We start from the raw sequence: 26,717 nt of genomic DNA, 5'->3' as shown, positions 1-26,717 counted from the left end.
TGAAGATAAAGGGCGCGAGGTAATAGGTGCGGCTCATGCCGCACCGTCCTCGTGAGCGAGGAGCCAGGCCGATGCCTGGGACGCCTTGGCGGCGGCACTGAAGATCGCTTTCTTGTCGTTCTTCAGGACGCGCAACCAATTCTTGATGTAGCACGCATGATCATCACGCGGTTCGGATGTGATCCCGAGATCAGCGCAGATGAATGCAGCACCAAGCTCGGCAATGAGCTCTTCCATCGCATAGGATTCATCACCAATCGAAGGATTTCAGCCTCGACAGTAGCTACGGCAGGGGCAAAAAGAACGCCTCCCTCGCCGCCAAGTAGAAAAGGAATACCCTCAGCGCACATAAACCACGTACGCCGTCAAGGGCTCAAACGCGGACATCCGGTCCCAAGCAGTCCAATGCCACAAAGCAGAGCGCAACAGGCGCGAAACATCGACGGTTCGCCGGCCATTGATGACAGATCCATGCCGCATTGCCGCCTAACGGCAGACCCACGCTTCACTTCGGGACGTGCGGACTGTCGGGTCAGGCGACACGGAAGGCGCTTTGCGCACTGCACGTCGCGCGTCAAACCAATGAAACCGGTCTATCTTCGTCCGAGAGCGGCGATCAGACGTTCGGCGCGTTCAAAGTCCTGTGGCTGCGTGATCTTGAAGTTACGCTCGTCGCCATGGACGACCTTTACGCGCAGCCCCGCGCGCAACGCGATTTCAACGTCGTCAGCGGCGTCTTCTTGCGGGTTGCGATGCGCGTCCAAAATCTTGCGGAAATCAAATGCCTGCGGCGTCTGTGCACGCCAGACATCCTCTCTGCTGACGGGCGAAACCGCACAGCCTTCGGCTGTTCTCCACAAGGCGTCTACGACGGGAATTGCCGCAAACGCACCATCCGCCTGTTCGGCGGACGCAATAACGTCGCCGATCAGACGGGGCGAGCAAAAAGGGCGAGCGGCATCGTGGATCAGCACCGTGGCGGGGTTAGCATTCTCAAGCGCAGCCAACCCCAGTCCGACCGAAGCGGATCGCGTGGCACCGCCCAAGACAGGTTCGTGCAGACGCGGATCAGTCAGGCCATTCACGGCGATGTCATAAAGGTCCTTGTCATCGGGATGAATCACAACGCGGACCAAGTGGATATCCGGTGCTGCAAGAAACGCCTCGAGCGTGTGGCGAACCACCGGCTGACCAGCCAGCATCAAGTATTGCTTGGGCGTGCTCTGCGCCATGCGGCGTCCGCGCCCGGCGGCGACGATCAAGGCGGCGTTTGTCACGATAGGCTCCAATTCAAGGTTGATTGTCAGATACCACGATAACGACCAACGGCACCATAGATCGTAAATGACACCGAGAGCAGATATTCGGTTGCGACCGGATTTACCCACCGAACTTAGCTGCTGTTCAGTCAGCGCGCTGCGGTCACGGTTCAAGCCGCGACTTGGCGCGTGCGCGGAATTCGGCGCGGCACAGAAATCAATCCGGTTTCCGCTTCTGCACCCTCTGGATCAGATTGACCCTTTGCATTTCCGCCTCTTAGATGGCGACACCGCGTTCGGGCGAAGCTGGCGTGGAAGGGGGGGGCGATTGGTGCCGCAGAACACATCCACACTATTCCTCTTTCGAAATCAAACGTTCCGGATGCTCTGGATCGCCGCGCTCGCATCCAATTTCGGAGGGCTTGTTCAGGCGGTCGGTGCGGCCTGGATGATGACCTCACTGACCGAGTCACAAAGCATGGTGGCGCTTGTGCAATCCTCGGTGACTTTACCCATCATGATCTTTTCGTTGCTCGCGGGCGTGTTTGCCGACAATTTCGACCGTCGAAAGGTGATGCTGATTGCGCAAACCTTCATGCTCGCGGTATCGGTCCTGCTTGCCTTTATGGCTTATGAAGGCTGGCTGACACCGTGGCTGTTGCTGGCATTCACCTTCCTCATCGGGTGTGGAACGGCATTGCACAACCCATCCTGGCAAGCGTCCATGGGCGATATTGTCTCGCGCGATGAATTGTCGGCCGCCGTGTCGCTCAACTCCATGGGATTTAACCTGATGCGCAGCATCGGGCCAGCTGCGGGCGGCGCGATCGTGGCTGTTGCCGGTGCGGCGGCGGCGTTTACCGTCAACGCCTTGAGCTATTTTGGCATCATCACAGCCCTCTGGTACTGGAAGCCCGACACACCACAACGCCGCCTGCCGCGCGAACGCATGGGAAGCGCGTTTTCCGCCGGGCTGCGCTATGTGGCGATGTCGCCCAATCTGATGAAGGTGATTTTTCGCGGCTTTCTTTTTGGCTTGTCGGCTGTTGCAACGCTGGCGCTTCTGCCGTTGATCGTGCGCGATCTTTTGCAGGGCGGGGCCTTCGTCTATGGCGTCCTTCTTGGCTGTTTCGGCGCTGGCGCGGTTGGGGGAGCCTTGCTGAACGCGAAACTGCGCGCACGATTTCAGAACGAACGCATCACCCAGGCGGCCTTTGTCGCCTTCACGATCAGCAGCATCACACTGGCCCTGAGCCATCATTACATCTTCAGCGGCGCGGCGCTTTTGCTTGCTGGCGCAAGCTGGGTCATCGCGCTGTCCTTGTTCAATGTCACGATCCAGCTTTCGACGCCGCGTTGGGTCGTGGGTCGGGCGCTTGCGCTCTATCAGACCGGCGTGTTCGGCGGCATGGCAGGTGGCAGCTGGGCATGGGGCGCTATCGCGCAAAACTTCGGAGCCGACGCCGCGATGATGGTCGCGTCGGTGTTCCTGATTATCGGTGCATTGGCAGGACTGAGCGTGCCGCTGCCGGATTTCACGGATCTGAACCTCAACCCGCTCAACATCTTCAAGGAACCGTCACTGCGGCTTGATCTACGTCAGAGGAGCGGCCCGATCATGATCATGGTGGATTACGAGATCGCCCAAAGCGACGTGCCCGAATTTCTCGCCGCCATGAACGCGCGGCGGCGCATTCGCATTCGTGACGGCGCGCAGCAATGGACGCTGTTGCGGGATCTGGAGAATCCGGATGTCTGGACCGAAACCTATCACGTTCCCACATGGGTCGAATATGTCCGCCATCACGAGCGTCGCACGCAGGCTGACGCGGAATCCTACGAGCGTCTACTGGCGCTTCACCGGGGCAAAGAGAAACCCAAAGTGCATCGCATGATCGAACGTCAGGCAGTCTCGCTCAAGGATGATACACCGCTAAAGGATTAGTCACTGGCACTACGATCCTTTACCGGCATCATTCCGTCACGGGAAAAACGTTGGTTTTCTTCACGACACCGTAGACAAAGCTGCTGTCGATGGATGCGATGCCACCGATGGGATGAAGCTTGCGACGCACAAATGTTTCGTATCCCGTCAGATCGGCGACGATCACGCGCAGAAGATAATCCGAAGCACCGGTCATGACGAAACACTCCAGCACCTGATCGAGCCGCGAAATATCCGCTTCGAATTGTTTCACGGTTGCCTCAGTGTGGTTCTCCAGCTTGACGTGCACAAAAACGGTGACGGGCAAGCCATAGGCTTCGGCGTCTATATCGGCACTGTACCCGGTGATTACGCCGTTTGCTTCAAGCAATTTAAGCCGTCGCAAACAGGGCGACGGCGACAAATTCACTTCCGACGCAAGATCTTGATTCGTCATACGCCCATTCCGCTGGAGCGCGCGGATGATCTGTTGGTCTTTTCTATCCAGTTTTTTCATGTCTTTAGCATAAACTGCCAATTTACCACAGGTATGAGGCATACATTAAATTATTTTGCGGGCTGTTCCATCATATTCTGTTTCTTGAACCTCAAGGAGACACATCATGCGCAATCGCTCTGAAAGCTTTTCCACCCTCGCCATCCATCACGGCTATGACCCACTGGAAAACGAGGGCGCTCTGACCCCGCCGCTGCACCTGACCTCGACCTATGCGTTCGAGACCGCAGAAGCAGGCGGCGAGATGTTTGCCGGTGAACGTCCGGGCCACATCTATTCGCGTATCTCCAACCCGACATGTGATCTGCTGGAGCGGCGCATCGCGATACTTGAAGGGGCAGAGGCCGGTTTGGCGCTGGCATCGGGCATGGGCGCCATCACGGCGACGATGTGGACGCTATTGGAACCCGGCGACGAGGTGATCCTTGACAAGACACTTTATGGCTGCACGTTTTCCTTCATGCAGCACGGGCTTGCCAAGTTTGGCATTACCGTCACCCATGTCGATTTGACGACGCCTGAAAATCTGACAGCGGCACTGAGCGCCAAAACGAAGATCGTTTATTTCGAAACGCCTGCGAACCCCAATATGCGGCTCGTGGACATCCGCGCCGTCTCGGAGATCGCGCATGCGCACGGGGCTTACGTGGTTGTCGACAACACCTATGCCACGCCGTATCTGACGCAGCCGATCAAACATGGGGCGGATATCGTTCTGCACTCGGCAACGAAATATCTCGGGGGTCATGGCGATGTCGTCGCGGGATTGTTGGCGGGATCGGCAGAACTGGTATCCGAAATCCGCCTTTACGGAATGAAGGACATGACAGGAGCGGTGATGGCTCCGTTCAACGCCATGCTCATCCTGCGCGGCCTCAAGACGCTTGAACTGCGGATGGAGCGCCATTGCAGCAGTGCGGCGACAGTTGCCGAAATGCTGGAACAGTCAAGCGGCGTGGCAAAGGTCTGGTATCCCGGACTGGCCAGCTTTGAGCAGCATGATCTGGCCAAACGGCAGATGTCCCAGTTTGGCGGCATGATCGCGTTTGAGCTTGAGGGCGGGATGGCGGCTGGACGCGCCATGATGAACAGGCTGCAATTGATCGCGCGGGCGGTGTCATTGGGCGATGCCGAAACACTGATCCAGCACCCGGCCAGCATGACCCATTCCACCTACACCGCCGAGGAGCGAGCCCTGCACGGCATCAGCGAAGGCTTGGTGCGTCTGTCCATCGGACTCGAAGGAATCGATGACGTGATCTACGATCTGGAGCAAGCATTGCCGAAACCGGCACTCCACAACGCGGCTTGAGGAAGAATAATGATGTCCGTCGATCTCAAGACCGTTGAACAGCGCCTGCTATGGTTGTCGCATTGGATGATTCACCACGCGAACCATATTCGGCCCAAGGCAGATGGCATCAAGGTCGGCGGGCATCAGGCCTCTTCCGCGTCGATGGTGTCGATCATGACGGCGCTTTATTTCAAAACGCTGCGGCCTGAGGATCGTGTCGCCGTCAAACCTCATGCCTCACCGATCTTTCACGCCATGCAGTATCTGATGGGCAACCAGACCCGTGAGAAGATGGAGAACTTTCGCGGGTTTGGCGGTGTGCAAAGCTACCCCAGCCGAACCAAGGACATTGATGATGTGGATTTCTCGACCGGGTCGGTCGGGCTTGGCGTTGCGATCACTTCGTTCGCGTCCCTGATCCAGGATTATGTTCAGGCAAAAGCCTGGGGGAGCGAGAAAAAGCTGGGGCGCATGATCGCACTCGTCGGCGATGCCGAGCTTGACGAAGGCAATATCTACGAAGCTTTGCAGGAGGGATGGAAGAACGATCTGCGCAATTGTTGGTGGATCATCGATTATAACCGTCAATCTCTGGACGGAATTGTCCGTGAAGGGTTGTTTGGACGGATCGAAAAGATTTTCGATGCTTTCGGGTGGGATGTTGTGCGCGTCAAGTACGGTGTGCTCCAACGTGCTGCGTTCAAGGAACCGGGCGGAGAGAAATTGCGCCAGTGGATTGATGACTGCCCGAACCAGCTTTATTCCGCGCTGACATTCATGGGCGGTGCGGTCTGGCGGCAGCGCCTGATGGACGCCTTGGGCGATCAGGGCGACGTGACCGCGCTGATTGACAAGCGCAGCGACGACGAACTGGCCGCTTTGATGGAGAATTTGGGCGGAAACTGTGTGTCCACCATGGTCGATGTCTTTGCCGCCATCGATCACGATCGACCGGTGTGCTTTCTGGCCTACACGGTCAAGGGTTGGGGAACTCCGATTGCGGGCCACAAGGACAATCACGGCGGTCTGATGAACAAGACCCAGATGGCCGAATGGCAGGGCTACATGGGCGTCGCGGAGGGTGAGGAGTGGGACAAATTCGCCACCATAAAAGACCCGGCCGCGTTTCAGGACATGTTGGACCAGGTACCTTTCTTTGCCGAGGGTCACCGCCGCCACACGGATAGCGCCATTGATGTTCCCGCGATCGAGCCGTCGCCGGACATGCGAATCTCGACACAGATGGCATTCGGCAAGATCCTCGATGATTTGTCCAAAGGCGACAGCACGCTGGCGGCGCGGATCGTGACGACATCGCCCGACGTCACCGGCACCACCAATCTCGGACCGTGGGTCAACCGCAGGAAGCTGTTTGCCCGCGCCCATCAAGCCGACACGTTCAAGGCCGAAAAAATTCCATCCACGGCTAAGTGGGAATTTACACCGGACGGCCAGCATATCGAGTTGGGCATCGCGGAAATGAACCTGTTTCTGCTTTTGGCCGCAGCGGGACTGTCCCATTCGCTGTTTGGCAAACGCCTGATCCCCATCGGCACCGTTTATGACCCCTTCGTGTCGCGTGGTCTCGATGCGCTGAGCTATGCCTGCTATCAGGACGCGCGTTTCATGATCGTCGGCACGCCCTCGGGCGTGACTCTGGCTCCGGAAGGCGGCGCGCATCAATCCATCGCGTCGCCATTGATCGGCATGTCACAGGACGGACTGGCTGCATTCGAGCCGGCCTTCGCCGACGAACTTGCCGTCATCATGGAATGGGCATTCGCCTATATGCAAAAAAGCGGTGAAGGTGATCCCGACGAACGCACATGGCTGCGTGACGAGACCGGTGGGTCCGTCTATTTGCGACTGACCACCAACCCTATCGAGCAGCCCGGAAAACGTGTGGATGACGACTTTCGGCAAGGCGCGATCGACGGTGCCTATTGGCTGCGCAAACCCGGACCGAATTGCGAAGTCATCATTGCCTATCAGGGTGCTGTCGCCCCGGAGGCGATAAAGGCCGCAGGCGCCATTGCGGAGGACCGTCGCGATGTTGCCGTGCTGGCCGTGACTTCGGCGGATCGTTTGAACGCCGGCTGGACGGCCGCGCAGCGGGCACGATCCAATGGCGTGACAAGCGCACGCGCTCATATTGAAACCCTGCTGCGGGATGTTCCGGGCCACTGCGTCATCATCACCGTCATTGATGGCCACCCCGCAACGCTATCGTGGTTGGGCTCGGTACACGGGCACCGCACGGTGTCGCATGGGGTGGAGCACTTTGGACAGACCGGAACGATATCCGATCTCTATCGCCACTTCCGCCTTGATGCTGAGGCTTTGATCCAGTCCGCCAGCGAGCTCTCGCAGGGTCGAAAGATCGCTCGTATTTGACACCGATTTCGCCGCCACGCGCCGGATGCGGCGATGACGTCCCGCAAAGCTGCTTGTCAGGCGATGGGCAAAGCCGGTAGCACTTGGACACCTGCCATCCCCAACCTTGAAGGTGTGCCCATGGACCTGCGCCCGAACTCTGACGAAGCCCGCGATATCGCCTATCATTTCCATGGCTACACAAACGCCCGCGCCCACGAGGAACAGGGTCCGCTGATTATGGAGCGGGGCGAGGGGGTGCATGTGTTCGACACCCAAGGCAATCGCTACATCGAAGGCATGGCCGGGCTGTGGAGCGTTGCTGTCGGGTTCAACGAGACCCGCCTGATCGACGCGGCGCACAACCAGATGCGCAAGCTGCCCTATTACCACAATTTCGCCCACCGCTCGCACGGGCCTGCAATTGATCTGGCCGAGAAGCTGATCGAGATCGCGCCGGTGCCGATGGACAAGGTGTTCTTCACCAACTCCGGGTCAGAGGCGAATGACACGATCCTGAAGATGCTGTGGTATCGCTCGAACGCGATGGGCAAGCCGGAGAAGAAAAAGGTGATTTCGCGGATGCGCGGGTATCACGGCGTGACCATCGCATCAGCTTCCATGACGGGGTTGCCGAACAACCATAGGTCTTTCGATCTGCCGATAGAGGGTATTCTGCACACCACATGCCCGCATTATTGGCGCGAGGGGCGGGATGGTGAAAGCGAAGAGGCGTTTGCGACGCGCTGTGCCGACGATCTTGAGGCGATGATTGAGGCCGAGGGAGCGGAGACGATTGCCGCCTTTATCGCCGAGCCTGTCATGGGGGCAGGGGGCGTCGTGGTGCCGCCCGCAACCTATTGGTCGAAGATTCAGGCCGTGTTGAAGCGGCACGACATTCTGCTGATCGCTGACGAGGTGATCTGCGGTTTCGGGCGCACGGGCCGGATGTTTGGATCGCAAACCTATGACATGCAGCCCGACATTCTGACCATGTCGAAACAGATCACGTCATCCTACTTCCCGTTCTCCGCGTTCATGATGACCAAGGATGTCTACGACCCGATCGCAGACGAAAGCGACCGGATCGGGGTGCTGGGGCATGGCTATACCGCCGGGGCGCATCCGGTCGGGGCGGCTGTGGCGCTGGAAAACATCAGGATCATCCAAGAGCGGGATCTGGTCGCCAATGCCGCAGAGCGCGGTGGCGAATTGCAGGCCGGTCTGGCGGCGTTTGCCGCTCATCCGCTGGTGGGCGAAGCGCGGGGTGTCGGGCTGATCGCGGCGCTCGAACTTGTCGCACCCGAGGGGCGCGACACGGAGTTTGCGCCGGGAAAGCTGGGTGCGCATATGAACTCCATTTTCCTGCGCAACGGGCTTGTGTCACGCAACATGCTCGACGCGATGGCGTTCTGCCCGCCGTTGATCATCAGCCAGAGCGAGATATCTGACATCCTGCGCATCGTCGAAAAGAGCCTTGCTGCGTTCGGTGATGACATCAAATAGTGATCAGCGGCTGCTCCGTCTTCAGGGCATACTCTTTTAGTATCGCCGGTGACACACACGGCGATGCAGTTCGCCGGTGATAATCAGTCGGCGATCACGTCCTGTCTTTGCTGCCCAAGACCGTCGATCCCAAGCTCGACCACATCACCCGCCCTGAGATAACGCGCCGGTTTCTTTCCCATACCGACACCGGGCGGGGTGCCTGTGGCGATGACATCGCCCGGTTCGAGGGTGAACAGGTTGCTGAGATAGCTGACCAGATACGCAACGCCATAAACCATCGTTGTCGTGGAGCCGTCCTGCATACGCTCGCTGTTGACGTCGAGCCACATGGCGAGGTTTTGCGGATCGTCCACCTCGTCCGGGGTCACAAGCCACGGTCCGATGGGTCCGAAAGTGTCGCAGGATTTGCCCTTGGTCCATTGCCCCTGACGTTCGGTTTGAAGCGCGCGTTCGCTGACATCGTTGATGACGCAATATCCGGCGACATGCGCCATGGCCTGCTGTTCAGAAATGTATTTCGCGGGCTTGCCGATGACGACGCCCAGTTCCACTTCCCAATCCGTCTTGACCGAACCGCGTGGCAGGATGATGGGGTCGTTCGGACCACAGACGGCTGATGACGCCTTCATGAACAGGATCGGCTCGGACGGCACCTCCATGCCGGACTCTGCGGCATGATCGGCGTAATTCAGACCGATGCCCATGAATTTCCCGACGTGCCCGACGCAAGCCCCCAGACGGGGCGTGCCATTGACCAACGGAAGGTCGGCGGGATTGATCTCGGCAAGGCGGTCGAGATTGGCCAGAACCTCTCCGCTCAGATCGTCGATGGTGTCCGACAAGTCGCGCAGTCGCCCCTCCGCATCAATCATCGCCGGGCGTTCTGCACCGCGTTTTCCGTAACGAGCCAGTTTCATGTCACTTTCCCAATCTATTCGCCGACGGCAAGGCCGCTTTCAACATCTAGAAAATTGCACGCGGCAGCCAGATTGCCAATGCGGGGAAGATCCAGATCAGCACGACGCCAACGATCTGTAGCCCGATGAATGGCACGACACCGGCATAGATATGGCCCGTTGTGATCTCGGGCGGCGCGGCACCGCGCAGGTAAAACAGCGAAAAGCCGAACGGTGGCGTGAGAAAGCTGGTTTGCAGGTTGATTGCGATGAGGACGCCCAACCAAATCGGGTCGTGCCCCATGACGATCAGTGTCGGTGTGACCAGAGGCAGCAGGATCACCGAGATCTCGACGAAATCGAGGAAAAAACCCAGGATAAAGATGAAGATCATGCTGAAGATCAGCGCGCCGGTGGCACCGCCCGGCATATCTTCGAGCAGGCGCGCGACGCGCTCTTCGCCACCCAAGCCGATGAACACCAGCGAAAAGATGCCCGCCGACAGGATGGTGGCAAAGATCATGGCAGTCATCGTCAAGGTCGAGTTGAGCGCGTCCTGAATGATCCGGCCCCGGATCGCGGATTTCAGCGCCAGAACAACGGCGACGATGCCACCGATGGCCAGCATGATGTACCCCGCACCGGCCAAATAAGAGCCGAGCCCGAGGTCGTCACGTTGCAGGCGCACGGGGAACAATCCCGCCAGAATGCCCAACGCGACCAGAGCGACAGCGCCCAGAAGGATCATCTTGCGGTTCATGCCAAAGCGGACGCCCGCCATGAGCAATGCGCCAACTGCGCCGACCGACGCGGCTTCGGTCGGAGTGGCAATGCCGCCCAAGATCGCGCCGAGCACGGCAAAGATCAAAAGAATGGGGGGAATGACCGCGCGAATAACCTCGGCGCGGTCGGGCTTGGCCAATCCGGGCGGGGCAGGCGGCATGTCAGCGGGGCGCAGCACGCCCCGCGCGAGGATGTAGATCAGATACAGGCAGACAAGCAGCAAGCCGGGTAGGATCGCTGCGGCGAAGAACTGACCGACGGACAGCGCTTCGACCGAGAACTTGCCCTGTTCGTACTGCGCCTGCTGGTAGGCGTTCGACATGACATCTGCCAAGATGATGAGCAATGTCGAGGGCGGGATGATCTGGCCCAACGTGCCGGCAGTGCAGACGATGCCCGACGCGACGCGTGGATCGTATCCGGCGCGCAGCATGGTGGGCAGGGCGATCATGCCCATCGCGACCACGGTCGCCCCGACGATGCCGGTCGAGGCAGCGAGAAGTGCGCCGACAAGGACGACGGAAATCCCAAGCCCGCCGCGCACCTGGCCGAACAGGCGGCCCATCGTGTCCAGCAGATCTTCGGCAATGCGGCTTTTCTCAAGCAACGCACCCATCAGCACGAACAGCGGGATCGCGATCAGCACCTGGTTGCTGAGCAGGCCAAACACCCGTTGGCCCATCGCGCCCAGCAGGGTAATGTCCATCACGCCAAGCGCCCAGCCGAGATATGCAAAGGCGATGCCGATGCCGGCGATGCTGAACGAGACGGGAAAACCCGACAGGATCGCCACCATCAGAGCGGCGAACATGATGACGTCAAGATATTCGGTCATGTGTGTGCCTTGTCCTCAGCCGGGTTGGAGATCAGGCCCACCAGCAGAGACAGCGATTGCAGCATGACCAGAATGCAGAAGAGCGGGATGAGGGATTTCATCAGAAAGACAGCCTCGATCCCGCCGACCGAGATCGGTCCTTCGAGGATGGCCCAGGAATTGCGCACCGAGGGCCACGACCAGTAAAGCAGCGCGGCCATTGACGGCAGCAACAGGAAGATGTGGCCGAATATGTCGATCCGCCGCTGTGTTTGTGCGCTTGCCTTGGAATAGAACACATCGACGCGGACGTGTTTGTCCACCAACAGCGTGTACCCGGCGCCCAACATGAACAGTGTGGCATGGAGATACAGCACGCTTTCCTGCGCGGCGATGGAGTTGACCCCGAAAACATAGCGGCCAAGGACGATGACGAACTGGATCAGAACCATCAACAGCGCCAGCCACCGCACCACATGCGCGACGCTCGTGTTGATGCGGTCGATCCCTGCCGCGATGCGCTTCATCGGCGTCTCCGGTGTAAGATAGGGCGCGCGGTCGATGCCGCGCGCCGTTTCGATCAGTAGCCCAACACCTGCGCGCGGGCGTTCATCTGGCCGTTGTCGGCATAGGTCATGTAGCCGCCGACGCTGTCGCGGTAGGACACAAAGCTTTCGGTGATCCGCTTGACCAGTTCGTCCTCGTCCTGACGCAGCTCGTCGATCACTTCGCCCGCCGCCTTGCCCATTTCCGAGATCACGTCATCGGGGAATTTCTTGACGATGACGCCTTGCTCGTTGACCATGGATTGCAGCGAGATCGCGTGCTTGGTCGTGTATTCCGTCCAGACCGGATTGTAGAGGCTTTCGCAGGCAAAGCTGACCGCCTGTTTCAGATCGTCGGGCAATTCGGCATAGACGTCGCCATTCACGCCGCACTCCTCGGCCGATGACGGCTCACCGACTCCCGGCCAGTAGTAGTTCTTGGCGACCTGATAGAATCCCAGAGCCGAATCCGTCCACGGTCCGATGAACTCACCCGCATCCAGCGCGCCGGTTTGCAGGCCCTGAAACATGTCGGGGCCGCTCATCGCCTGCGCGGCGACGCCCATCTTGGACATCATCTCCGAGGCGAGGCCGGTGGTGCGGAACTTCATCCCCTTGAGATCTTGGGCCGAGTTGATCTCGTCGCGGAACCAGCCGCCCCATTGCGGGCCGGAGTTGCCGCAGAGGAACGGCTTGATGCCGAAACGGCCATACATCTCGTCATAGAGTTCCTGACCGCCGCCATGCATGAGCCAGCCGAATTGTTCATCCGCGCGCAGGCCAAAGGGTTGCGAGCCGAACAGCAGGATGCCCTTGGATTTGGAACCCCAGTAGGCGGGGACGGCGTGGTAGAGTTCTGCTGTGCCTTCACTCACCGCATCAAAGACACCCGGTCCTGGGACCAGTTCGCCAGATGCGTAGAGTTTCACCTCGATGCGTCCGCCCGACAGGGTGGTGATCCGGTCGGCCAGGCTTTGCGCGGCGACGCCCGGTCCGGGCAGGTTCTTGGGCCATGCGGTGACCATCTTCCACTGGCGTTTGTCCTGCGCGATTGCGGGGCTCGCCAGTGCTGCGGCTGCGGTGCCGATTGCACCCGCCTTGATGAATGTACGTCGTTCCATGGTGTTCCTCCTCGTTGATTTCGTGGCCGGGCGTGCCCCCGTCCTTGCGATCGTTGATAAGCCTGTCACGTCAGGCCAGCAATCCCCGTGCGATGATCGTACGTTGAATTTCCGACGATCCCTCGTAAATTCGGAGAATCCGCAGGTCGCGCAGATACCGCTCCAGCGGGAAATCGCGGGTGTACCCGTACCCGCCGTGAATCTGCAGCGCCCGGTCCGCGATCCTCCACGCGGCCTCCGAGGCATAGAGTTTGGCGAAGGCGGATTCACTGGAATAGCGCACCCCGGTTCCGCGCAAGGTTGCCGCCTGCATCGCCAGGGCTCGGGCGGCGGCCAGCTCGGTTGCGTTGTCGGCAAGCATGAATTGCAGGCCTTGGAAATCGGCGATCGGATGACCGCCGACCTTGCGCTCCTTGGCATAGGTGATCGCGGCGGCCTGCGCGGCGGCAGCAATTCCGGTGGCCTGCGCGGCGACCTCGATGCGGCCGTTGTCCAGCACCTTCATCGCGGTGCGAAATCCGGTGCCTTCCTCGCCGATGCGGTTGGACGCCGAGATCACGCAATCGAACGTGATGCCAAAGACATGCCCGCCTTTCAGGCCCATTGTGCGCTCGTTCGGCGCGATATCGACACCCTCTGTGGTGTTCGGCTCGACCAGAAACGCGCTGACACCGCGCGCACCGGCATCGCGGTCCGTCTTGGCGTAGACGACGATGAAATCGGCCGCACCCGCGTTCGAAATGAAACACTTCGATCCCTTGATCCGGTATCCGTCGCCTTCGCGCACCGCATAGGTCGACATGTCGGCGGGGTTCGAGCCAGCCTGCGGTTCGGTCAGTGCAAAGGCGCCAAGGGTCTTGCCCGCAGCAGCGTCCGGTAGGATGCGCCGCGCAAGGCTCTCGTCTGCGCCGATCAAAAGGGAATCGGTTGCCAGAAAATGCGCCGTCAGCATCGAGGCGGTGGAGCCGCACGCGCCGGCGATTGCTTCCACTGCGGCGTAGAGCGCAGGGCCCGAGAGGCCGAGCCCGCCCATGTCTTCAGGCAGGTTCATGCCCATCAGCCCCAGTTCGGCCATTGCGGGCAGATGCAGTGTCGCGAATGTTGCGGTTTCGTCGATGTGAGCTGCCTTGGGGGCCAGCACCTCGGCGGAAAAGCGTTCGATCTGGTCGGTGATGGCGCGTTCGTCGTCAGACATCGGATAGGTCATGCGCGGTCTCCTGTGGCTAGCGAGGCGAAAATGTCGGCGGCATCGGCATTGAGGGCGGGCGCGGCCCGGCGGGCGCCGCGTTGAGTGTTGCTGAAGTGAACGGGCTGTTCGGGGATGCGAAGCTGGCCAAGTTCGGGATGGCTGACTTCGGAATAAAGCGCTCGCGCTCTGGTCTGCTCGGACGCCCATGCCTGAGCAACGGACTGGATTTCGGCAGCAGGAATTCCTGCCCCCGAAAGCAGCGCCACCACATCCTCAACATTGCGGGCCTTGGCCCACCGTTCGATACATTCGGCCAGCGCCGGTTCGTTGCTGCGGCGCTGACTGTCTGAGGTAAAGCGCGAATCCTGGGCGAGTTCGGGCTGGCCGATCACATCGCAGAAGGTGGAGAACAGGCGATCGTTGAGAACTGCGACAGCAAAATGGCCGTCCTTCGCAGGGTAAGTGCCGAACGGCGCGGACAGGGGGTGGCGGTTGCCGGTGCGTGTCGGTTCCTCGCCCCCCATCAGCGTGCGGCAGGCCAGAACCGGCATCATGGAGGTCAGCGCGTCAAACAATCCGACATCGACGTGGCGGCCCTGTCCAGTGCGCGTGCGATCGAACAAAGCGACCATCGTGCCCCAAGCCGCAAACAACCCGCCCGCCACATCAGCCAGCGCCTCTCCCACCATGGTCGGAGCTTCGTCGGGGTTGCCGGTGGCGTCCATCAGTCCGCTCATGGCCTGAATGATAATGTCATAGGCCGGTTTCTTCGCGTTCGGACCGGTCTGCCCGAAGCCGGAAACCGAGACATAGACCAGTGCTGGAAACGCCGCGCGCATGGCATCAACGCCAAGGCCAAGCTTGTCCATGACTCCGGGGCGAAAGTTTTCGACCAAGACATCGGTCTCACGCAAGAGCGCTTTGACGGTGTCGCGACCCTGCTCGGATTTCAGATCGAGAACGACAGAGCGCTTGCCACGATTCACCGTTTGAAACAGCAGGCTCTCGCCATCCCGGAACGGGCCGATGTGGCGGTAATCGTCGCCTTGCGCGCTTTCCACCTTGATCACATCCGCCCCCAGATCCGCCATCAAGGCAGTGCAGTAAGGGCCGGCCAGAACGCGGGTGAAGTCCAGGATGCGCACACCGGACAGCGGCTTTTTTGACGAAGGTTGCGTTTCAGCGGTCATGGCGGTCTCCAACTGGAATGACTTGGAGATACCGCAAATCTGCATATAAGTAGAAATAAAGATAACTGATAGGTAAATAGATGGTCCCTATACCCATCACATTGCGGCAAATCGATTACGTCATCGCCACGGCAGATACCGGGAGCACCGCGTCGGCGGCACGGTTTCTCAACGTCTCGCAGCCCTCGGTATCCCTGGCACTCAGCAAGGTCGAGACGCATCTCGGCCGCCCCCTGTTTGTCCGCACCGCAGGGCAGGGGGTTGCGCTCACCGCATTCGGGCAGCGCAAACTCGGCGAGTTTCGCACCTTGCGCAGACAGGCGCAGACCATTCTGGGGGCTGGCGACGACGCGCCCGAAGTCGTCACTCTCGGCGTGTTTTCCACCCTTGGACCGCGATACGCACCCCGGTTGGTGCGCGAGTTCGAACGGACCAATGCGTCGGCACGCGTCCACCTGCGGGAAGGGGACATTGAAACACTCACCGGGTGGTTGGAAAGTGGACAGATCGACGTTGCGCTGATTTACGACTTCGGTTTGCCCTCATCGCTTGACGTCACGCCGCTTGCCGACGTGCGGCCCTATGGGGTTTTGCCTGGACACCATCATCTGACAGATCGCCACTCCATCAGCATGGCCGAATTGCTGGAAGATCCGCTTATTCTGGTCAATCTTCCGCACAGCCGAGGGTATTTTCTCACTCTGGCCCAGATGCATGGCATCACGCCCCGCATCGCTTTTGAAACCGGCTCGGTCGAGATGTTGCGGGCGATGGTAGCGAACGGCATGGGCGTCGGATTGTTGGCGACCGATATTCCGCATGACACCGCGTATGACACTCAACCGGTGGTTCACATGCCCCTTTCAGGCGACCTTGCCCCGCACCGCATCGCGCTGGCGCGGATCAGACAGCTGCGGGGATCACGGGCAACCGACGCGTTTTGCGATTATGCCATTGAGATGTTCAAATCCGTTTCCGATGGCAAGGTTTGATACGCTGTCAGGCAAGCCGTTTCTTTTCACCGTTTTTTCCGGCCAGCGGAAAAACGCCAATTATTTTCAAACACCTCTTCCGGTCGGGAACTATTCAACATCAGCGGATGTTCAGATGACAGTAAGAACGATCAACAGATGGAGAGATCATGAAACACTTTCTGACAACAACCGCAACCGCCCTTATCCTGAGTACATCCGCATATGCGGCCAATCACACTGGCGCGTTTATCGAGATGTCCTTCGACGAGGCGGTAAACCTCAACGCATCCGAAATGATTGGCATGCGTGTATATGCAACCGAAGCCGAATTGAACAATGAAACGACTGTTGCCGCTGACGGTGAAAAGGATTGGGACGATATCGGTGAAATCAACGAAATCGTTCTGACCCGCGATGGCACTGTCCGATCGGTGATCGTCGGAGTTGGCGGCTTCCTCGGGATGGGCGAAAAGGATGTCGCAGTCGACATGTCGCAGCTGAAGTTCATCTCCGAAGACGGTGAAGCAGGCGAGTTCTTTCTGGTCTTGAACGCCAATGCGGCCGGTCTCGAAGAGGCTCCCGCGTATGAGTATGACCGGGACATGCAAGCCATGGAGACGAACACGCTTACCACCGAAGCCAATGACATGGACGCCAATGACGTTAACGTCGATACCGTGACGACGGACATGAACGATCGTCCCATGATGGCGCCTCCGGCCGTCGAGCGTGAAGGCTATTCCCTGGCCGAGCGTGACACGCTGACCACGGAAAACCTGACCGGCGCGCGCGTTTACGGTGTAAATGACGAAGACGTTGGCGAAGTTTCGGAATTGCTGCTGAACGATGATGGAACGATTGACCGTGCCATTCTGGACATCGGCGGCTTTCTCGGAATGGGCGAGCATCAAATCGCCGTGACGCTGGACGAACTCCAGATCGTGCGGACTGATGCGGGTGATGACATTCGCGTCTATATCGACAGCACTCAGGAAGCTCTGGAAGCACAACCTGAATACCAAGACTGATAGGCAAATAAAATGGGCCATCGTTTCGGTGGCCCATTTTCAATTTTTTGCATTGTAAATATGATAATTTTTAAATTCGGCAATTAACAGAATATGAATTTAATGCCTTCCTGTTTTGAGTCGTACTCTTTTCCAACATGACCCATCTCGACCGAACACGCGCTTACGTGTTAGACTGGTTAATCTCTTGAAGTCGAAGGGAACCTAAGACACGGCTGGCGGGTTATCTGGATCAGGGGGATCTCATGACAAACTTCCGCACAAGATATCTGACAAAACCCATCCACAAATGGGCCAAGGGCGCGCTGCCGGCGCTGTCCTCGACCGAGAGCGAGGCACTGAATGCCGGTGAGGTCTGGTGGGAAGCCGAGCTGTTCTCGGGCAATCCCGACTGGTCCAAGCTGCGCGATGTCAAGGCACCGCGCATGAACTCCGAGGAACAGGCATTCTTCGATGGACCGTGCAAGGAATTGTGCGGCATGGTCGATGATTGGAAGATCAACCACGAAGACGGCGATCTGCCGCCCGAGGTGTGGAAATTCCTGCGCGACAAGAAATTCTTCGGGATGATCATCCCCAAGTCCTATGGCGGACTCGGGTTTTCCGCCTTCGCCCATTCCGAGATTGTCCGCTACATCTCCACGCGTTCCGTCGCCACGGCGGTGACAGTGATGGTGCCCAACTCCCTTGGACCGGGGGAATTGCTGCACCAGTTCGGTACCGACGAGCAGAAAGATTACTGGCTGCCGCGTCTGGCCGAGGGGGACGAATTACCCGCCTTCGGTCTCACCAGCGCCGAGGCCGGATCGGATGCCGGCGCGATGGTGGATGATGGCGTGGTCTGCAAGGGCCAGTGGAAAGGCGAGGAGGTGCTGGGCATCCGCCTCAATTGGGCGAAACGCTATATCACCTTGTCGCCGCTCTGTACCGTCCTTGGGCTGGCGTTCAAGCTGCGCGATCCCGACGGGCTATTGGGGGATCAGCAAGATATCGGCATCACATGCGCGTTGGTGCCGACCGATTTGGACGGGGTAGAGACAGGACGGCGGCATCTGCCGTCTTCAACCATGTTCATGAACGGGCCGACCACCGGCAAGGATGTGTTCATCCCGCTCGATCATATCATCGGTGGGCCGGACTACGCCGGACGCGGATGGATGATGCTGATGTCTGCGCTGGCCGCAGGACGGGGGATTTCCCTGCCCTCGATGGGATGCGCGGCGATTGCGCTCTCGGCGCATACAACGGGTGCCTATGCGCGCATCCGTCAGCAATTCAATCTGCCGATCGGCAAGTTCGGCGGCGTTCAGGCGCGCATGGGGCGGCTTGCGGCCGATGCCTATGTGATGGATGCCGCGCGCCATCTGACCTGTGCCGGGCTGGACGAGGGCCGCGCGCTGAGCGTGATTTCCGCGATCATGAAAGCGCACGCGACTTACCGGATGCGCGAGGCGTTGAACGATGCAATGGACGTACATTCCGGCAAGGCGGTGATCGACGGCCCGTCGAACTACCTCCTGCCGCTCTACCGCGCCGTGCCCATCGGGATCACGGTTGAAGGGGCCAACATCGTCACGCGTTCGCTCATCATCTTCGGGCAAGGTTCGATCCGAGCGCATCCCCACATGCTCGACAACATGCTGGCTCTGCAGGAAGAAGATCCGCAGAAATCACTGGAGATGTTCGATAAATCGTTCTGGGCGCATTTTGGCCATGCGACGAAAACCCTGTTCCGCTCCTGGGGCCGCGCCATCACCGGCGGCCGGTTCGCGCCCGCACCCGATGCGGGCAAGGCAACGCCGATCTACCGGCAGATTTCTCGCTGGGCCGCAGCTTATGCGCTGACGGCGGATTTCCTGTTCCTCACGCTGGGCGGCGCGCTCAAGCGAAAGGAGATGATTTCCGGCCGGATGGGCGACATCCTGTCCGAAATGTACATTCTGTCGGCTGCGCTGAAGCGCTGGGACGACGAAGGGAGGCAACGCGCCGACCTGCCAGTGCTGGAATACGCGGCGCAGGATGCGTTTACGCGCATTCAGTCCTCGCTCAACAACGTGATCGCCAATATGCCCAATCGCCCCGCCGCCTGGGTGCTGCGGTTTTTCACCTGGCCGGGTGACGTGCAACCCGCACCGAGTGACGAACTCACAGAGGAATGTAGCGATCTGATTTACGAGCCCTCACCGACGCGCGACCGGATCACCGGGCGGCTGGCCGATGGCTGCAATCGCGACGGGGTGATGGTGCTCAAGGAATGTTATGCCAAGGTGGTCGAAATGGCGCCGGTCATGAAGCGGCTTCGGGAGGCCCGCAAAACGCCGGATGACGCGCGCGAAGCCGGTATCCTGAGCGACGCGGAATGGCGCGACATCAAGAAGATGAACGAGCTTGTCGCTGAGGTCGTGGCGGTTGACGACTACGAGCAGGACGAGCTTCTCGGCTATTTTCCGAACTACACGCTGCATGACCGCACATCCTATGAAACCGACCCGAAGGAGGCCGCGGAATGACCGATGCCATGAACCAGCGCGTGTTCCTCGTTGATGGTGCGCGCACGCCGTTTCTTAAGGCGCAGGGCAAGCCCGGACCGTTCACGCCTGTCGATCTGGCGGTTCAGGCGGGGCGACCCTTGCTCGCGCGTCAGAGTTTTGACAGATCGGCTTTCGATCTGGTCATCCTCGGCTGCGTCAACGTCATTGCTGACGAGATGAACCCGGCGCGGGTTGCAGCGTTGCGCTTGGGCATGCCGGAGTCGATGGTGGCGTTCTCGGTCCAGATCAACTGCGGCTCGGGAATGCAGAGCATTGACACCGCCTATCGCTATATCCGGTCCGGATCGCATCAAATGATCCTCGCCGGTGGCGCCGAGGCGCTGAGCCATGCGCCGCTGACGTTGCGCCAATCCGCTGTCGAATGGTTCGGTCAGATGAACAACGCCAAGGGGCCGCTGGCGCAGGCCAAACTGATGGCTGGGATCCGACCGGAGTTCTTCAAGCCGGTTGTCGGGCTGGAGCGCGGTCTGACGGATCCCATTACCGAACTGAGCATGGGTCAGACCGCCGAGGTGCTGGCGCATCGCTTTGACATCGACCGGCGTACCGCCGACGCTTATGCAATGGAGAGCCACCACCGGCTGGCCAAGGCGCAGGAGGATGGCACGCTCGACGACGAGGTGATGCCCGCCATCGCGCGCGATGGCACGGTCTATGAACGTGACGACGGCGTTCGGCCCGACAGCGATATGGACGGCCTCGCCAAGCCTAAACCGGTGTTCGAACCTCCATATGGCAAAGTCACAGCAGGAAATTCGAGCCAGATCACCGATGGTGCAAGCTGGTGCATACTCGCGTCCGAGAGGGCGGTCGAAGAACACGGGCTGACGCCGCTGGCCGAAATCACCGATAGCGAATGGGCTGGGCTTGATCCCGCCATCATGGGGCTGGGGCCGGTCATGTCCGTCACGCCAATGGCGCAGCGCAACAATCTCGGGGTCAACGACATTGATCTTTGGGAGCTGAACGAAGCGTTCGCAGCGCAAGTGTTGTCGTGCCTTGCTGCGTGGAACGACGCGGATTTCTGTCAGGAGGTCCTTGGTCTCGATGGCGCATTCGGACGGATCGACCGCGACCGCCTGAATGTGGATGGCGGCGCGATATCCTTGGGTCATCCGGTCGGCACCAGCGGCAACCGGATCGTGCTCCACCTTGCCAACGCGATGAAGGAGCGCGGCGCAAAACGGGGGATCGCCACTGAGTGTATCGGTGGTGGTCTTGGTGGAGCAATGTTGCTGGAGGCGGTGTGATGACGGGACGGGTATTGGAATATCTGAACGACGCGATGCTTGAGCTTGGTCCGGTCGAAAAGACCGACGGCAATTGGCGTAGCGGACGTGATGGCGATGGTATCTTGTGGTTGGTCCTCGATAAAACCGACTCTGGCATGAATACGATCTCGGAAGACGTGATCCGGGAACTTGACGAACTTGTGTCGACTGCGGTGGCCGATCTTCCCAAGGCTTTGGTCATCCGGTCCGCCAAACCGAAGGGCTTTGCCGCGGGAGCCGATATCACCAGTTTCGATGCCATGTCCGACAGTGGCGCGGTGGACCTGCTAAAGCAGGGTCACGCCGTGCTTGACCGGATCGAGGCGCTGAATTGCCCAACGATATGCGTGGTGCATGGCGCGGCGCTCGGTGCGGGATTCGAACTTGCGCTGGCGTGCGATTATCGCATTGCCGTTGACGGTGCATCGTTCGGGTTTCCCGAAGTGCAGCTTGGTCTTCACCCCGGTCTCGGCGGCACCTTCCGCTTGCCGGGCCTCATCGACCCGACCGAAGCGATGACCATGATGCTGACGGGCAAGACCGCCCATACCAAGCGGGCCAAGTCGCTGGGAATTGCCGATCTGGTGGTTGAGGAACGTCATGTCGCGGCCGCCGTGCGTGCGGTCGCCGATGGCGAGGTTGAACAACACAAACAGGGGCTGAAGGCGCAAGCGCTCGGCTTCGAGCAGGCCCGCAGCTTTGTGGCGCGGGAAATGCGCAGTCAGACGCAAAAGAAGGCACCGGAGCGCCATTATCCGGCGCCCTATGCGCTCATTGACCTGTGGGAGGAGCACGCCGGCGATCGCGATGCGATGCAGCGCGGAGAAATCGAGAGTTTCGCCAAACTGCTGAAGACCGAAACCTCCAAGAACCTGCGACGGGTATTTTTCCTGCAACAGAAACTGAAGGACGCCGCGCGCGGAGATGATGGGATAGCGCATGTCCACGTGATCGGCGCCGGAGCGATGGGTGCCGAGATTGCCACAATGGCGGCGATCAATGGCAAGATTGTCACGCTTGGCGATGTGCAAATCGAACCCCTTGGCCGTGCCGTGAAACAAGCCGTCGAGATATGCGACAAAAAGCACCTGAACCGGATGGAAACCCGCGATGCACTGGACCGGCTGATGCCTGATCCGAAGGGCTATGGACTGGCCCAGGCGGATCTCGTGATCGAGGCGGCGCCCGAGACGGTCGAGATCAAGGAGAAAATCTATTCCGATCTCAAGACCAGGATGAAATCCGGTGCGATCCTTGCCACCAACACCTCCAGTCTTTCGGTGAATGAACTGGCCGCGCACGCGCCCGATACCGCGTGTTTTGCCGGGCTGCACTTTTTCAACCCGGTGTCGCAGATTGATCTGGTCGAAGTGATCGAAGGTGATCAAACCAGCAAAGATACGGCGCAACGGCTGTCGGCCTTTTGTGGCAAGATTGGAAAGCTGCCCGCCAAAGTGAGCGACTATCCCGGTTTCGTCGTCAACCGTGCGCTGACGCCCTACCTGATGGAGGCGATGGTCTTGATGGAGGAAGGCGTTCCAAAGGAAGTGATTGACCTTGCTGCCCTGCGCTTCGGCATGCCGATGGGGCCGGTTACACTCGCAGATCAAGTCGGGCTCGACATCGGATTGCATGTCGCGGAATCGCTGCGGCAGAATCTGGATAAACCGATGGCCGAGATCTCGGATACGCTGCGGTCCAAAGTCGAGTCAGGCGAGTTGGGCAAAAAAACCGGTCGCGGCTTTTATGACTGGTGGGAGGGCACGCCGCACCCTGAAAGCGATCACGACGAGCCCGCGGATCTGACCGACCGGTTGATCCTCCCCATGCTTGACGCCTGTGTCGAAGTGTTGCGCAAGGGCGTGGCCCAAGACGCGGATCAAGTGGATGCCGCCATGATCTTTGCCACTGGTTGGGCTCCGTTTCGCGGTGGTCCGCTCCATTATGCAAAGGCGCGCGGTATAGAGGAGATCGTCTCGCGTCTGAAAGAGCTGGAAGGCAAATACGGGCCTCGTTTCGCCCCCGACGACGGCTGGAGCGATCTTGGCTGAGAGGCCGCGAACATACACCGACCCCGATCTCATGGCGGCGGAAATTTTCCAGCGAACCGGCGGCACTGTCCGGCTTGCTTTGCCTCTGGGGCTTGGCAAGCCGGTCACTCTGGTTAACGCGCTGACGCGTGCGGCGTTGGATGACCCGAAACTGACGCTGTCGATTTTCACCGCCCTGACACTTCTGCGTCCCGACCCGGGTTCAGATATTGAGGCGCGGTTTCTTGAGCCTGCGATGGATCGCCTGTTCGGAGCCTATCCGGCATTGCTATATGCCGATCTCATTCGCGGCGACGGCCTGCCAGACAACATCAACGTGTCGGAGTTCTTCTTTCAGGCAGGCGAATGGCTGGGCAATTCCTATGCCCAACGGCACTACATTTCGGCCAACTACACCTACGCACGCGACGTTCTGATCGCGCAAAAGCCCAACGTCCTGTCGCAGCTAGTCCCACGCGAGGGCGCGCGCGTGAGCATGAGTTGCAACACCGACATCTCTGCGGATCTGTTCGACATGCGCAGCAAGGGAGAGATGGAGTTCATCGCGGTTGCCGAGGTGAACGACGCATTGCCATTCATGGACGGACCCGCCGCTTTGGACGCAAGCGAGTTCGCAATGATGCTGGAGCCTACGCACCAGTTCGAGCTGTTTTCCGCCGTGCGTCGTCCGGTGTCGGACGCGCAATACGCCATCGGGTTGCATGTGTCGCGACTGGTCGCTGACGGAGGCACGTTGCAAATCGGAATCGGGGCCATCGGTGATGCGGTGGCGCATGTGCTGCTGTTGCGCGATCGAGAGGCGCTGGACGACATCTGGCGCGCCGCACCGTTTGCGCTTTTAGGAAACGAGACAGGTTCGTTTCAAACGGGGCTATACGCCGTGACAGAGATGCTGGTGGGCGGTCTGGTTGCGCTGTTTCAGGCCGGTGTTATCCGCCGCGAGGTGGATGGAGCGGCCATTCACGCAGGGTTCTTCGTCGAAACGCGTGACATGTATGCGCGCCTGCGCGACATGCCCAGAGACCAACTCGCAAAGATCGAGATGAGGCCGGTCAGCTTTACCAACGCGCTTTACGGGAACGAACAATCCAAACGCGCCGCTCGCGTCAAAGCGCGGTTCGTGAACGGCGCGATGCAGGTCAGCGTGCTGGGAGATATCATGTCGGACGCCGCCAAACCCGGTCAGGTTGTCAGCGGAGTCGGCGGCCAGTTCAACTTTTTCGAGCAGGCTTTCGCGCTCAAAGACGGGCGCGCTGTGCTGACGTTACCCGCCACGCGTGAAAGCCACGGAAAAATCACGTCGAACATCGTGTGGCAACTGCCTCTGACGACCATCCCGCGTCACATGCGCGACATCGTCGTTACGGAATACGGTGCGGCGGATCTGCGCGGGTGTACCGACGAAGAGGTGATCGCCCGCATGATCTCCATTGCCGACAGCCGCTTTCAGAGCGAACTCTTGCAGGCCGCCAAAACGGCTGGAAAGATCGCGCCAGATTTCGAGATTCCCGAAGCGCATTCCAACAACACGCCACACGCCGTCCAACAATGGCTCGCGCCATTTCGCGCCGATCTGTTACCCGACTTTCCCCTGGGATCAGATTTCGACGAGATTGAACGTGTCTTGATCCCCGCGCTATCCCATCTTGGAAACGCCGCATCAACGAAGCGCGGACTACTGGGGCTTATGCTCGCGTCGATCAGGCTCGACCCACACCCTGACGAAGAAAAGGCCATGTTACGCATGGGCTTTGACGCCGCACCAAAGCTGCGCGAACCACTTCAAGCGCGCGCCTTGCGCGGCGCGTTGCGCAAGGTGGCGGGTCACACTTTACCCTGACCTCAATGCTGGCGGAATTCCCCGAATTCGCCCGATTGCGTCGAATGTCCTATCCATGCAATCCAGATAACAATAGCCACAGAATGGGCTGCCTTGGGTCGTCGGTGACTTTTCCAACAAGAGACTTTTTGCCTCAGCTGTGCTACAGTGCCCGGCGTGGGGTAGCACGATGTTCGACATTGATACGTTTATCGCCGATTGCCGCCAAGCAGTCGACAAAGACCCAACTCATAAGTCAGCCGCAGAAGTCGTTCGGCGCGCCCTGGCTGATCCATCTGGCGTGATGAAAGCTCTCGGAGAACCAAAAGAGCCCGGGATAACGCCTCTCTACCAGTCGTGTGACCTGACAATTATTAATCTGGCCTGGAAGCCATTGACGACCATACCGCCACATAACCACGAAATGTGGGCAGTGATCGGAATATACGGAGGTCGAGAGGACAATATATTCTGGCGTCGGGTTAAAGATCATCCGGATGGCTTGATTGAGGCTGCCGGGGCGAAAGCGCTTTCGACCGGTGACGTCTGTCCGATGGGGCCTGAGATCATTCACTCTGTTACGAATCCGATACCACGACTGACAGCAGCCTTACATGTCTACGGAGGTGACCTCTTTGAGGCGGAAAGGAGCGAATGGGAGCCTGAAGGCTTGCTTGAGCACCAACTCGATATCGACGCGGTACGGGCAAGGTTTTCGAACGAGGCAGTCTGAATGTGAGTGTCCATATCGTCTCTTTTGTGAATTCCGTATCTGCAACAAGGGGGGACGGATGGCTCGGTATGTGAGTTTGCGGTCGGCACGGTTGGATGATCAACCAGCTTGGGGGCGACATGGCGCAAATTGATTTTTGGTACTCGATTGGAAGCACCTACAGCTATCTGACGGTTATGCGGCTACCTGATGTGGCAAAATCTCACGCTGTTGATTTTCGATGGCGTCCGTTCAACGTGCGGCACGTGATGATCGAACAGAACAATATTCCCTTCAAGGACAAGCCAGTGAAGACTGCCTATATGTGGCGCGACATCGAGCGTCGCGCTGACCGCTATGGTCTGGCCCCACAAATCCCCGCACCATATCCGTTACCGGGCCTTTTGCTTGCCAACCAGATCGCCACGCTTGGGCTCGAGGAGGGGTGGGTCGCGGACTACACCCGCGCCACGTATCAGCGCTGGTTCGAACGCGGCGAGCCGGCTGGAGAGGAACCAAATATCTCTGGAAGCCTGGAGGCAATAGGCTGCGATGCCAGTCGGGTCATGGCCGCGGCTCAGTCTGAACGGATTGTTGAGACCTTAGCGCAAGATACGCGAGAAGCGATGCGGCTGGGCGTATTTGGCTCACCCACATTTGTTGTCGACGGTGAGGTTTTTTGGGGTGACGACCGTCTTGAAGACGCGCTGCTTTGGGCGAACGGGGGATAAATGCGCACAAGCCCCAGCGTTTCGAGATTCATCAGCGCCTTGCGCACCGAGAGGCGCGAGACTTGCGGCCTCTCGGCAAGATTTCGTTCGGACGACAGGCGTTCTTCCTCGGCAAACTCGTTGTTGCGCGCCTGTATTCTCGTCTCTGATCAGAAGCTGACTTGC

General features: G+C 59.4%; 21 protein-coding genes and 1 pseudogene. 12 read left to right on the top strand and 10 right to left on the bottom strand.

The window, feature by feature from the left end:
- Positions 1–33: 33 nt before the first annotated feature.
- Positions 34–258, bottom strand: a complete 225-nt coding sequence (locus ACGKZZ_RS13045; protein WP_411224077.1) for a zincin-like metallopeptidase domain-containing protein — start codon at positions 256–258, stop codon at positions 34–36.
- Positions 259–593: 335 nt separating this feature from the next.
- Positions 594–1,277: a 2-C-methyl-D-erythritol 4-phosphate cytidylyltransferase gene (gene ispD, locus ACGKZZ_RS13040; RefSeq protein ID WP_411224013.1), complete on the bottom strand. Its 684-nt coding sequence runs from the start codon at positions 1,275–1,277 to the stop codon at positions 594–596.
- A gap of 313 nt (positions 1,278–1,590) precedes the next feature.
- Here ispD and ACGKZZ_RS13035 point away from each other — a divergent pair, with 313 nt between their 5' ends.
- Entirely contained in the window at positions 1,591–3,204 is a 1,614-nt protein-coding gene (locus tag ACGKZZ_RS13035; protein WP_411224012.1) for an MFS transporter, read from the top strand.
- 28 nt (positions 3,205–3,232) lie between these two features.
- On the opposite strand, the gene ACGKZZ_RS13030 is transcribed toward ACGKZZ_RS13035, so the two are convergent.
- A complete protein-coding gene (locus ACGKZZ_RS13030; RefSeq protein ID WP_411224076.1) occupies positions 3,233–3,691 on the bottom strand; it encodes an Lrp/AsnC family transcriptional regulator in 459 nt (152 codons plus the stop codon).
- 115 nt (positions 3,692–3,806) lie between these two features.
- Between ACGKZZ_RS13030 and ACGKZZ_RS13025 the strand changes: the two genes are divergently transcribed.
- The 3 genes from ACGKZZ_RS13025 to ACGKZZ_RS13015 all read left to right on the top strand — a co-directional run bounded on the left by ACGKZZ_RS13025 (position 3,807) and on the right by ACGKZZ_RS13015 (position 8,873).
- Positions 3,807–5,012: a methionine gamma-lyase gene (locus tag ACGKZZ_RS13025; protein WP_411224011.1), complete on the top strand. Its 1,206-nt coding sequence runs from the start codon at positions 3,807–3,809 to the stop codon at positions 5,010–5,012.
- A gap of 12 nt (positions 5,013–5,024) precedes the next feature.
- The gene (locus ACGKZZ_RS13020; protein ID WP_411224075.1) at positions 5,025–7,388 is read left to right on the top strand and encodes a transketolase-like TK C-terminal-containing protein; all 2,364 of its coding nucleotides are present in this window, start codon (positions 5,025–5,027) and stop codon (positions 7,386–7,388) included.
- 120 nt (positions 7,389–7,508) lie between these two features.
- A complete protein-coding gene (locus tag ACGKZZ_RS13015) occupies positions 7,509–8,873 on the top strand; it encodes an aspartate aminotransferase family protein (protein ID WP_411224010.1) in 1,365 nt (454 codons plus the stop codon).
- Positions 8,874–8,956: 83 nt separating this feature from the next.
- Here ACGKZZ_RS13015 and ACGKZZ_RS13010 read toward each other — a convergent pair whose 3' ends face one another.
- The 6 genes from ACGKZZ_RS13010 to ACGKZZ_RS12985 all read right to left on the bottom strand — a co-directional run bounded on the left by ACGKZZ_RS13010 (position 8,957) and on the right by ACGKZZ_RS12985 (position 15,414).
- Positions 8,957–9,793 (bottom strand): fumarylacetoacetate hydrolase family protein, encoded by an 837-nt coding sequence (locus tag ACGKZZ_RS13010; protein WP_411224009.1) that lies wholly within the window; start codon positions 9,791–9,793, stop codon positions 8,957–8,959.
- 46 nt (positions 9,794–9,839) lie between these two features.
- Positions 9,840–11,390, bottom strand: a complete 1,551-nt coding sequence (locus ACGKZZ_RS13005; protein WP_411224008.1) for a TRAP transporter large permease — start codon at positions 11,388–11,390, stop codon at positions 9,840–9,842.
- The gene (locus ACGKZZ_RS13000) at positions 11,387–11,896 is read right to left on the bottom strand and encodes a TRAP transporter small permease subunit (RefSeq protein ID WP_411224007.1); all 510 of its coding nucleotides are present in this window, start codon (positions 11,894–11,896) and stop codon (positions 11,387–11,389) included. The genes ACGKZZ_RS13005 and ACGKZZ_RS13000 overlap by 4 nt, the downstream gene beginning before the upstream one ends.
- Before the next feature lie 53 nt (positions 11,897–11,949).
- Positions 11,950–13,035 (bottom strand): TRAP transporter substrate-binding protein, encoded by a 1,086-nt coding sequence (locus tag ACGKZZ_RS12995; RefSeq protein WP_411224006.1) that lies wholly within the window; start codon positions 13,033–13,035, stop codon positions 11,950–11,952.
- A 70-nt stretch (positions 13,036–13,105) separates the two neighbouring features.
- Positions 13,106–14,242 (bottom strand): acyl-CoA dehydrogenase family protein, encoded by a 1,137-nt coding sequence (locus tag ACGKZZ_RS12990; RefSeq protein WP_411224005.1) that lies wholly within the window; start codon positions 14,240–14,242, stop codon positions 13,106–13,108.
- A complete protein-coding gene (locus ACGKZZ_RS12985) occupies positions 14,239–15,414 on the bottom strand; it encodes a CaiB/BaiF CoA transferase family protein (protein WP_411224004.1) in 1,176 nt (391 codons plus the stop codon). Before ACGKZZ_RS12985 ends, ACGKZZ_RS12990 begins: the two co-directional genes overlap by 4 nt.
- Positions 15,415–15,494: 80 nt before the next feature.
- Here ACGKZZ_RS12985 and ACGKZZ_RS12980 point away from each other — a divergent pair, with 80 nt between their 5' ends.
- The 8 genes from ACGKZZ_RS12980 to ACGKZZ_RS12945 all read left to right on the top strand — a co-directional run bounded on the left by ACGKZZ_RS12980 (position 15,495) and on the right by ACGKZZ_RS12945 (position 26,552).
- On the top strand, positions 15,495–16,406 hold the full coding sequence (locus ACGKZZ_RS12980; RefSeq protein WP_411224003.1) for a LysR family transcriptional regulator: 912 nt from the start codon (positions 15,495–15,497) through the stop codon (positions 16,404–16,406).
- 149 nt (positions 16,407–16,555) lie between these two features.
- The gene (locus ACGKZZ_RS12975; RefSeq protein ID WP_411224002.1) at positions 16,556–17,416 is read left to right on the top strand and encodes a PRC-barrel domain-containing protein; all 861 of its coding nucleotides are present in this window, start codon (positions 16,556–16,558) and stop codon (positions 17,414–17,416) included.
- A gap of 245 nt (positions 17,417–17,661) precedes the next feature.
- Positions 17,662–19,926, top strand: coding sequence for an acyl-CoA dehydrogenase (locus ACGKZZ_RS12970; protein WP_411224001.1), 2,265 nt, complete (start codon positions 17,662–17,664; stop codon positions 19,924–19,926).
- Complete coding sequence (locus tag ACGKZZ_RS12965) at positions 19,923–21,218, top strand: acetyl-CoA C-acetyltransferase (RefSeq protein WP_411224000.1); 1,296 nt, start codon at positions 19,923–19,925, stop codon at positions 21,216–21,218. Before ACGKZZ_RS12970 ends, ACGKZZ_RS12965 begins: the two co-directional genes overlap by 4 nt.
- A complete protein-coding gene (locus ACGKZZ_RS12960; protein ID WP_411223999.1) occupies positions 21,218–23,290 on the top strand; it encodes a 3-hydroxyacyl-CoA dehydrogenase NAD-binding domain-containing protein in 2,073 nt (690 codons plus the stop codon). The genes ACGKZZ_RS12965 and ACGKZZ_RS12960 overlap by 1 nt, the downstream gene beginning before the upstream one ends.
- Positions 23,283–25,130: an acetyl-CoA hydrolase/transferase C-terminal domain-containing protein gene (locus tag ACGKZZ_RS12955; RefSeq protein ID WP_411223998.1), complete on the top strand. Its 1,848-nt coding sequence runs from the start codon at positions 23,283–23,285 to the stop codon at positions 25,128–25,130. The genes ACGKZZ_RS12960 and ACGKZZ_RS12955 overlap by 8 nt, the downstream gene beginning before the upstream one ends.
- A 169-nt stretch (positions 25,131–25,299) precedes the next feature.
- Positions 25,300–25,842, top strand: a complete 543-nt coding sequence (locus ACGKZZ_RS12950; protein WP_411223997.1) for a hypothetical protein — start codon at positions 25,300–25,302, stop codon at positions 25,840–25,842.
- A gap of 95 nt (positions 25,843–25,937) precedes the next feature.
- Positions 25,938–26,552, top strand: coding sequence for a 2-hydroxychromene-2-carboxylate isomerase (locus tag ACGKZZ_RS12945; protein ID WP_411223996.1), 615 nt, complete (start codon positions 25,938–25,940; stop codon positions 26,550–26,552).
- Between the two features lie 11 nt (positions 26,553–26,563).
- Here the strand turns inward: ACGKZZ_RS12945 and ACGKZZ_RS12940 are convergent.
- A pseudogene (locus tag ACGKZZ_RS12940) lies at positions 26,564–26,689 on the bottom strand (GntR family transcriptional regulator); the annotation flags it as partial.
- Between the last annotated feature and the right edge of the window lie 28 nt (positions 26,690–26,717).

This window comes from Marivita sp. S2033 (genome assembly GCF_046592965.1).
Classification (GTDB): Bacteria; Pseudomonadota; Alphaproteobacteria; order Rhodobacterales; family Rhodobacteraceae; genus Marivita.
Note: the sequence above shows the minus strand (reverse complement) of the source record. Positions and strands in the feature narration are given on the sequence as shown.